Annotated in this window: 1 protein-coding gene; it reads right to left on the bottom strand. The window is 66.5% G+C overall.

The annotated features are described in order from the left end of the window. Positions 1-33 precede the first annotated feature (33 nt). Positions 34-1,326, bottom strand: coding sequence for an IS4 family transposase (locus AB0L97_RS38620; protein WP_364440021.1), 1,293 nt, complete (start codon positions 1,324-1,326; stop codon positions 34-36). Positions 1,327-1,487 lie beyond the last annotated feature (161 nt).

Below are 1,487 nucleotides of genomic sequence, written 5' to 3'. Positions count from 1 at the left end.
CAAGGCCGCGCAGTTTGGGTTCCTGCCCGGTTGTCAACCGGGCAGGATATGGATGCTGATCTGGGTTTTGTAGGTGTTGCGGTCGATGTCGCCCTTGGCGCGGTGTTTGGAGATGGCGCGTTTGACGATGCGGGGGCTGGTACGGGCCCGGCGGGGTGGGAGCGGGTCGGTCAGCACGGCGCGTCCGATGGTGCCTATCAGGTCGATCGTGGTTGTGGTGAGGACTGTGGCGGCGTGGATCAACTGGTCTCGGGCGGTGTGCAGGGCGATGGTGAAACTGCCCCGGTCCGGGGAGAAATCGGTGACGGCCAGGGCGGTGTCGGCGATGGCGGTGCGCAGTGCCTGGTAGGTGATCAGCAGGGCGTATACCTCTTGCGCGACTCCGGCTGGGGTTCGGGCGCGTAGAACGCGTCCGCCGAGGATTGTCGATTTCAGTTCGAAATAGCTGGTTTCGATTTCCCACCGCTGGTGGTAGAGCGTGACCAGGTCGGCCGCGGGATAGCGGTAGTGGTCGGTGAGGCTGGTGATCAGCCGGTAGCGCTCGGTGCGGCGTGGCCCGCCAGCGCAGGTGACGGCGATCTCGGCGTCGATCACTCGTACGGTCGCCGCGCCAGCGCGGGTCAGCCACGATCCGTCGCTCAGATGCGCGATCGCGGGGACGCGCCGGTTGAGTTTGGCGCGGAACAGCAGATCCGCGCCGGTGCCGGTGATCTGCTCGATCAACGCGGTAACCGTGAAGTTCCGGTCGGCCAGCAGCAGCATGCCCGGCTTCAGGCAACCGGAAAGCCTAGGTGCATAGGCTGTTTCCGCCACCCGAAACGGGCCGAACACGACATCGACGACAGTGCGGGTGCCGCAGGCCACCACCGCCAGCAACCGCAGCATCGGATAACCCGCCTGAGCGTGACCGCCACCGTGGCGACCGTAACCGGCCACGTTGGCCGCGCTGTCAGGCACGAACAACGTGGTGCCGTCGATCGCGCATACCAGCAGTCCCCGCCACCGCACCGCTCCAGCGGCGGGGCCCCGGACCAGGTCGAACAACGCCCGCAACGGCTTCACCCCCACCCGGCGCAGCGCCTGCGACAACGCCGAAGAACCCGGGCACACGGCCACACCGCCAGGCAACCCGGCACACAACCGCGCCCACACTTGCCGATACCCGATACCAGTGAACAACGCCCCGGCCAGCAGCAGATACACCACCACCCGCGACGGCAGCAGCCGCACCCGCGACTGCACCGCACCGGCCGCTTCCAGCGCCGCGTCGACCAGGTCGAACGACACGATCCGGGTCAGTTCCCCCAGATGGCCCGGCGCGAACACACCCTCCGCTACCGGCGACGAACGATCAATGACACACTGAACCGACAGCGGAACTCCTGCAACGAGCGAATTGTCTTGGCGGACAACACCTCTTTACCAGCAGTTCCGCTGTCCCAACTCACCATCCCACGCCGGTTGACAAACCCAGCCCACCCGCTAAC

This window comes from Nocardia sp. NPDC051911 (assembly GCF_040681035.1).
Classification (GTDB): domain Bacteria; phylum Actinomycetota; class Actinomycetes; order Mycobacteriales; family Mycobacteriaceae; genus Nocardia; species Nocardia sichangensis.
This window is presented reverse-complemented; position numbering and strand designations above follow the sequence as displayed.